Origin of the sequence: Sphingobacterium athyrii, assembly GCF_003071065.1 — a bacterium.
GTDB classification, from domain to species: domain Bacteria; phylum Bacteroidota; class Bacteroidia; order Sphingobacteriales; family Sphingobacteriaceae; genus Sphingobacterium; species Sphingobacterium athyrii.
Genome location: NZ_QCXX01000002.1, coordinates 920820 through 928374, shown reverse-complemented (window position 1 = coordinate 928374; position 7555 = coordinate 920820). Strand labels below are relative to the sequence as shown.

The following is a 7555-nucleotide window of genomic DNA, read 5'->3' as shown; positions in this document are numbered from 1 at the left end:
GACTATGTCAACGAGATAGACGCAATTAAGCAAAAGTTGCAACAACGTGACGACGAAATTATCGAACTTCAGAAAAAAGTTATCGACCTATATGAGCAGTTGTACAAAAAATAACAACTGTAAAATTGTTACCCGAAGATAGCTAAGTGTGGTAATTAAAGTGCTTCAAATTGCACCTCACTATGAAGCACTTACACCCTATCTTCGGTTAACACTGCCTACTGGAATGGCTGGTTCGCGAAGTTTACAACTATAGTTATCGCACATGCAGGTGCACAAAAAATGTGAAGTCCCCGAGCTTCGCACTTCTATTAAGTGAAATCACCTAATGAATAAACCTTATTATCTAAATCACTGATTAAAAATGAATTATCTAATTGTTCTTCAAATTCACTATATATCTCCTCAAACCATGACCAAAACTCCTTGATTTTAGTGCTATTTGTCATTTTTTTTAAATTTTTCTTCCAGTTCTTTCATTCTGTCTTTATTACCTCATTACACTTATTATCCAATTTATCGACACCACCGTGCTCGTCTATAGCTTTTTGTTCTTTATATTGGCCTTCCTCAACGTTTTTAAGGTCATAAGCACCTATTAATTAGGTGTTTTATAGATTTCTTCCATCTCTTGATTTTCGTGTTTTCTGAGGTTCAGGTTTATTATGACGTCCAATACTTCAAATCAGGAAACAACTGCATAAAATCTTCAATAAACAAATCTTTATTTCTCATAAAAAAGTTAAAATTTCAAACTATTGATAGCCTAACGGGAACCAAATTCCTCGCATAGTAGGAGATGACATATTTGGGATAATATGATTTTCATCGAGACTAGATACGTCAATATCACCAATAATTGAAGATATCGGAGGTATAGCTGTGTTAAAAAAGATCTTTTCTTCCACTATTTTAACGCATCGTATTTAGATAATGCGGTAACTTCACAACCTAATTTAATCCCAAAAGGAGGATCAGCAAAATTTTCCAAGTTAAATGTAAGCCAATATCTTATCATAATTCATGTTACTTTAAAATATATAATTAAGGTTTTCCACAACATTCAAGCTTGATTAATTTCATTATCCAATATCACAAGAGCATTAGCCCTTCTCTACGCGACATTAATTCAAATCTTTTAGTTTGAAATCTCTAAAGCTACAATCCCAATCATCAGATCCATAGACAAATATTTCTAGATTAGATAGATACTGTTCACCATATCCTTAGGATAGCCGAAAAGCAGCTAGAATCAAAGCTGGCCTCTGATAAATTCATTATCATTTATCCCCATACCTAAAGATACGACGGCAAAACCCTGATGTCAAGCATTTTATTCATTTTTAATAAATTTCAAATTCGCGTAAAAATGACAATTATAAATATTGCAGTTTTCAAGGGACTTTGTTGTAAATAGCTTATGGGCAAGTTCGCTCCATGCTCGCCCTGCTCCCGACTTGTAAAAAATGTGCACGTACCATGAAAGCACCTTAAAAGGTGGACTCAAGGTGGACTCACTGTGCACTGAACCTGCCTACAGGGCGAGTTTGGTGTTAATTTGGTCTTAACTTGGTCCCCACCTAGTCCATATACTACCCGAAGGTTGACAGCAGACATACCCAAGTCCTACTTCCTCTATTACCTTAATTTCCTGCCGTTACTGTCTAATACTGCATTGCTACGCTATCGCGTTTATCCTCGGGGTAAAAAAGCTTCTAGAATATCCTATACTCAAATTATGAATGCTCTTATTTCGCAATTTTTAATTAAAATAGGCTTCGAATAAATAACGTCCAATTTTTTTAAGTCAATACAATTGGATAACCTAAAGAAGTCAACCTATCCTAGACCAATTTAGCAATGGTGGCATTTCAAAATAAAGAATAAGAGTGGCAATGCGTCAATCCAGCATTTTTTTCTTTAATTCCCTCAACTGCTCGTAATTATCTTTTTCTATGGTATGAGGCACGACAGTCTTAATCAGTGTCAATGCCTGATCACCGGAGTGGTAACCATAGATATGATTTTTATCGCGAAAAAAATAGTTGTATTCAATCACCACGGGTATCTGTCCCCTGCCACCATCACAACCTTCAATGACATCCACTGTAGAACCGAGCAATTCCATGCTCTCCCGATCTGCACTATTGGGGATCTCTTTATTTTCTATCAGCAATTTGTCGTCATAAGCGTAGGCAAGTTTCAGATCTTTTAAAACGGACTGATGTGCTATTGTTCTTTTCTTCGCCAAGGTATTATTATCATCAAATACCAATTGCCTACCATCATCAAAGAAATTGGGAATTCCTTTTTGGTAGGAATAGACTCCATTGACAAACTTGCTGTCTTTATTGAGCCAGGTAACAGGCTCCAATGTTCCCTCTCCATCTTGGTCTTTATAAAAAGCTGTGCCATCAAAATAGAATCCTGAGGCAGTAATCTCCAATAACCTTGGCTGGGCAACAGCTTTCAGGTTCATTGGCGGCTGATCATTGATTAAATCCCAGCCATTATAATATATCTTACCTTCTTTATTGATAAATTCATGCTGCTCATTCAGCCAACGTGCTTTTACTGGATACAAGTAAGCAGTTGTACCGTCCTGCAAATCCAGTCCCGCCGAAATATAGCACCAGATATTTCCATCATTAAAATCAACAAAGGAATTCAGCCAGTTTCGGGCTACCTCTTTAACTGTAAACGGCCGTTTCAGATCAAGACTCAGAAGCGATTCGGTAACATCCATTTGTTCAAAAATACTGACATCATAAATGTAGGCAGTATTCCCATCCGTAAGCAAATATTTATCCTCATTATTTTCTAGTTTGAGGCATTGGATGGTCGCAGGATTCAACCCCTCTATTATTTCAGCGGTTAGCTGTGTCCCCTCATAGCAATAGATATGTTTATCGTCCTTGAGCAGGTATCTACGGTTTTGGAATTGGGCGAGTACAATAGGTTTGTCAGGAAACAACTTGGTTGCTGTCTTGGTTATTTTTTTTGCGTATGGATCAAATGAAAAAGAAAACCATTTTCCATGCATATAAAGTAGATCTGCATCAAATGTAGCCTGCACATCTTTTCTATCTGCAATTTTTACAGGCGTTACTTGATTAACATCAGAGAATTCGGACGCAAGTAAATAGTAAGCATCATCATCCATCAGAAGCATGTTATCTCCATTTCGATTTATCATTTTCACATCGTTACCTACCTGCAACATGGATATACATCGTTGATGCTCCATGCTAATACCATTAGGATCCATAACAGTAATCTCTAAAAAAGGACTACCTTTTACATGAACAATTTTATAAGTTGTCTTTGTATGATAATGATAACATTCGCTTGCCCGCAGCGCAGCCTGGACGAACAGCAAGAATAACATGATTGCAATTACCTTTTTCATTTTCTAAAGCTATTATTTTATCAAGATTACTGCCCAGCATTGACGAATCAAGCAATCCATTATTGGCGATACCGTTGGTGGTAATCTGCGATCAGACTTTTAAGTTCATTGAAATCAACAGCCAATTGATCGGCCGTCACGGCTATTCCATTGCTGATAACAAATTGTTGCAATTGCGATGAAAGATTTTGAATATGATCTTCAGGATTCTGCAATTTCAAAGAGACAAATGGAGAACGATGGGCAATTCCCTCCGATACAGACTGCACCGCATTCCATTTTATTAAGCCTATCGCTTTACCCAAGGGTGTTCCCTTAAAATGTATACCATCCGAATTCAAAATAAGACCAGTCCGATCTTTGTCAAATAAGCTTTTTAGACCGACAATTATAAAATAGATTCCCAAACATCCCAACATTAACATCATTGTACCGTGAGCAATTCTTATTTTCTCAGCAACAAAGAAAATATAGTAAGCAAAGGCCAACGCCGCCACGGTGAACACCACTCCTAAGCATACTAATTTCAGCCGCTTTTTATTATCAAATTCAATAATAATCTCATTCATAATACGATTTTACTTTTTTACACTTAACGCTTCCCTCTTATTGAACTCCCGCCCGATTCGGCAAACAACTTTGCCATGTCCTATTTTCGCTAAAAACATTTTATATATCATTCACAGTCAATTTATCCGCTGACCAAAGATGCATCCGAACCAGCAAACCAAACAAACAGAATAATCAGCCATTGAATAGCGATACAGATCCAAAAAGGTCTATTGTCAGCCTCTGTCAGCATTTCCAATACAGCAATAAATTTGGACTTCACAATATCATAAAAGTTATTATTATTGTCGAGATCTAAGCTGTCAAAGCTTATCTTGTTCAAGCCAAACACCACAATGCGCTTGATCCATGGATTTTCAATCTTTGTGTTTTTCACTTCGTTGATCAACTTGAGTTTCGCAAAAGTATAATCACCCGCATTTTGAACGAGGTCAGGCTGGTTGGATTGAAAAACCAATAGTACTTTGTCCAATGCTGGTATGATAAGATCATCCTGTCTTTCCTCCACTACCTTACCGGCCACCGTCGAGAAAACATATTTATTGCTAAATAAGAAAAGAAGTATCGGTAAAAGGATCAATCCAGTCAACCAGAGGAACTTTCCAACGGTCTGTACGGAGCCGTTCATTGAAAAGAAGGCACCATCTGCATTGCTTCTGAGTAGTAGGTATCCGACTATGAGGTACAATACTGTTGACAGAATAGCTAACAAATAGCACTTAAATAAGGTTTTTGTTGCCAGAACAGTTAACTTTTTAATATAAGATAAATTTGCATTCATAATATTATCGTATAATTTATCGCTCTAAATTAAAACTAATCTCTTCAAATCTCTTATTGAATTCCAATTCGCCCATGACTATTTTAAATTCGTTGAAGTTTAACTTCTATTCGTATTTCGGCGTTCAATTTTGAGGCAATTTTATCAAACGACACTTACTGTTTTAAACGGTCCCCCCCAAGCATGCGGTAATCCCTATTCAAACAGAAAGTCCCAACTTCTGTCAGGACTTTCTATTTGAATAGGACTATTAATTCTTTTTTCGTTCGAGATCTGTAATCGCTGTCCACAAAACACCGGCCTCCCCTCTAAAACTGGCCGATCCCTGAGGTTTGTTATCCGGTGTATACCATTCATAAAAACCATTATTTTTAATTACTCGATCCAACATCGGTTCGAGAGCTTCACAAGCCTCAGCGATAAGACCGTAACGGATCAATTGTGAGATCATACGCCCACCGAACCATGTCCAGTCGCCACCGTTTTGATAGGAATATGGCCCCATACCACCGTTTTTAAAAAGACCTTGCGGATATACCGGGTAAATCGTAAGCCCAATAGTAGCCGCATTGGCTTTTTTGACATTCTCCTGCATTTTTTTATAAGCGACCTTTACTTCCGCCTTACTCAATAAGCCCGCCTCTATAGCAACGGCTGTACCACCATGATAATAAATTTCAGACTCATTAAAAGAGTCCGGAAACGGCGAACCATTCAAATAAATATGCGGTAAAAATTTTTCATTCTTTTTATCCCAGAGATGCTTACGAACATTCTTCGCGATCTTACTTTTTATATCCTTCCAATGTTTTTGCTCTACAGTAGTCAGATCTGCAATTTCCAGAAAATCGTCGATCGCGATAATAAACATCGCGTTGTCGTAGATATCCAGTGTAAGATGGGAATTTTCATCCAAAACAACCCCCCAATCGTGCTCTGGTTGAACGTCCCCCCAATCCACTGTCGTCGCACCCCATAACAAACCGTATTTTTCATTAAAACGTTTGGTCAGGAGAAAGTCCATTGCTCGTTCAAGTCCCTTCTGTACAGAAACGCCACCGACCATTTCTTTCAAAATGCTTTTATCGCCAGTACTTCTAATGTACTTCGCGACAGCCTGTATTAGAGAAGTTTCCTGATCAGTCTCTACAGTATTCTTATGTCCTGCATATTCGGGTGCCAGTGCGGAATGGTAATAATTATAAGGAACCGCCCCTTTTTTTACAGGTACGTAGCCATCTAGGATACCACCATCTGGTTGCTGGAATTGAAAGAAGGTAAGCAGGTGTTTTTTGATCAATTCCTTATCGTTTACGCGGCTAGCCACAGTAACGAAGGTATTCAAATCTCTTATCCATACTTCGCCATAACCATCGCCAGCTGTAAACCCATTCCGGACCAGTTGTTCCGCTTTCATTTTCACAGCGTCTGCTTTGGACTTAATTTCAGCAATTATCTCCGACTTCCTTGCAGTTTTCATGTCTTGACCATACAAGGTATGCCCCGTGACAAAAGTGCATAGCCCCGCTAGCATTAACATTTTTACTTTCTTTTGCATCTTATAATATTAATTGGTTTAAACTCTCTTATTTATTCTTGTCTTTTGTATATACATTCAGCTCTCCTATTGTGACAAAGCCAGCCTTACCCCATGTTTCAAGCACTTTGATACGGATATATCTTACCCTTGGCAAATCAGCTGGCAGAACAAAGTCCTCGCCAGCCTTTGCAAAGGCAATATCAACCTCGTTTTTTTCTATTCCGGGCAATCCTGATGGTTTACGCGATTCACAGCTTGCCAACTTTGTCCAATTATCCCAGCTACCATCCGCCGCGGGATTGCCACTGCCCCAAATTTCAAATTTTCGCATATTTTCTTTTTCATAGATCCTGTCGGCAGCCTGCCAAATCTTGAATTTACTCGGTGATGCAGAGAGCCCAATATCAAAAGTAAACCATTGAGGCATCTGATTAATCGTAGCAAATCCATTATCATACTTTTCATCCCACATATTGGGCATTACCCACCCATGCGCAGTTGTAGCGTCTGTAGGAAGCAGATATAAATTAAACTTGGATTTATCAAGCTCACGTTCGAATCCAGGGACTATAATCTCGGTATAATTGACAGTGAATAGATCCACTGCATTTGAATCAGGCTTAAATAATGTCCTGTACCTAAAGTTTGTGTTTGCATCGAAGTCATACAGGGTTGTATCAGTGCTATTCGGCAGAAACATCTTTGTCCGTATACTGCCGTCTTTATGCTTGTACAGCAATTCGACACCAACATCATCAAGGTTGGGATTCGCCCAGGAGAAATGGAGAATATTTTCGTTAGGACCATATTTCAAAGCTTTTACCCTTCTATTCACCAGTGAATTACTGTAACTTTCGCCATACACAACTCCCGACACATTCAATGCGACAGAAGGGTGATTTTCTTTGTCATAAGTATAAAAGACAAAATTATATCCGCCTTCCTCTAAATTGTCGATCATCAAGTCCAAGGTATCATTCTCTGGGGCGCGTACTATCTTTTGCACCAGGGAGTCTTTGCCTTGATTCCACAAAACCTTAATTTTTGCCACTAATGGATCATTTGAAAGTATGGCGGAAAGCAGTATCCTTCTGTTTCCTGGATGTACAATAACCTTATTCACCCTACTGGCATAAATAAGTTCCCCGTCACCAAAAAATTTCTTATACTCGTCTCCTTTTCTACAGGATGAAAAAACAGCCAGACATAAGAGAAAAGCCAAGCATTCAACAATATATTTAAGTTTCATTTTGTT

The 7555-nt window shown here is 38.3% G+C and carries 5 protein-coding genes; all 5 read right to left on the bottom strand.

Features of this window, described 5'->3' with window-relative positions; all coding sequences use genetic code 11:
* Positions 1–1900: 1900 nt before the first annotated feature.
* A complete protein-coding gene (locus DCO56_RS10535) occupies positions 1901–3409 on the bottom strand; it encodes a hypothetical protein (RefSeq protein WP_108633682.1) in 1509 nt (502 codons plus the stop codon).
* 59 nt (positions 3410–3468) lie between these two features.
* The gene (locus DCO56_RS10530) at positions 3469–3978 is read right to left on the bottom strand and encodes an STM3941 family protein (protein WP_108633681.1); all 510 of its coding nucleotides are present in this window, start codon (positions 3976–3978) and stop codon (positions 3469–3471) included.
* Between the two features lie 122 nt (positions 3979–4100).
* Complete coding sequence (locus DCO56_RS10525; RefSeq protein WP_108633680.1) at positions 4101–4760, bottom strand: hypothetical protein; 660 nt, start codon at positions 4758–4760, stop codon at positions 4101–4103.
* 250 nt (positions 4761–5010) lie between these two features.
* Entirely contained in the window at positions 5011–6318 is a 1308-nt protein-coding gene (locus DCO56_RS10520; protein WP_245935815.1) for a GH36-type glycosyl hydrolase domain-containing protein, read from the bottom strand.
* 28 nt (positions 6319–6346) lie between these two features.
* Positions 6347–7549, bottom strand: a complete 1203-nt coding sequence (locus DCO56_RS10515) for a DUF4998 domain-containing protein (protein ID WP_108633679.1) — start codon at positions 7547–7549, stop codon at positions 6347–6349.
* Between the last annotated feature and the right edge of the window lie 6 nt (positions 7550–7555).

Bases quoted from the DNA above. Each gene is read 5' to 3' on its own strand.
- DCO56_RS10515 (WP_108633679.1), bottom strand. From the start codon at position 7,549: ATGAAACTTAAATATATTGTTGAATGCTTGGCTTTTCTCTTATGTCTG.
- DCO56_RS10520 (WP_245935815.1), bottom strand. From the start codon at position 6,318: ATGCAAAAGAAAGTAAAAATGTTAATGCTAGCGGGGCTATGCACTTTT.
- DCO56_RS10525 (WP_108633680.1), bottom strand. From the start codon at position 4,760: ATGAATGCAAATTTATCTTATATTAAAAAGTTAACTGTTCTGGCAACA.
- DCO56_RS10535 (WP_108633682.1), bottom strand. From the start codon at position 3,409: ATGAAAAAGGTAATTGCAATCATGTTATTCTTGCTGTTCGTCCAGGCT.
- DCO56_RS10530 (WP_108633681.1), bottom strand. From the start codon at position 3,978: ATGAATGAGATTATTATTGAATTTGATAATAAAAAGCGGCTGAAATTA.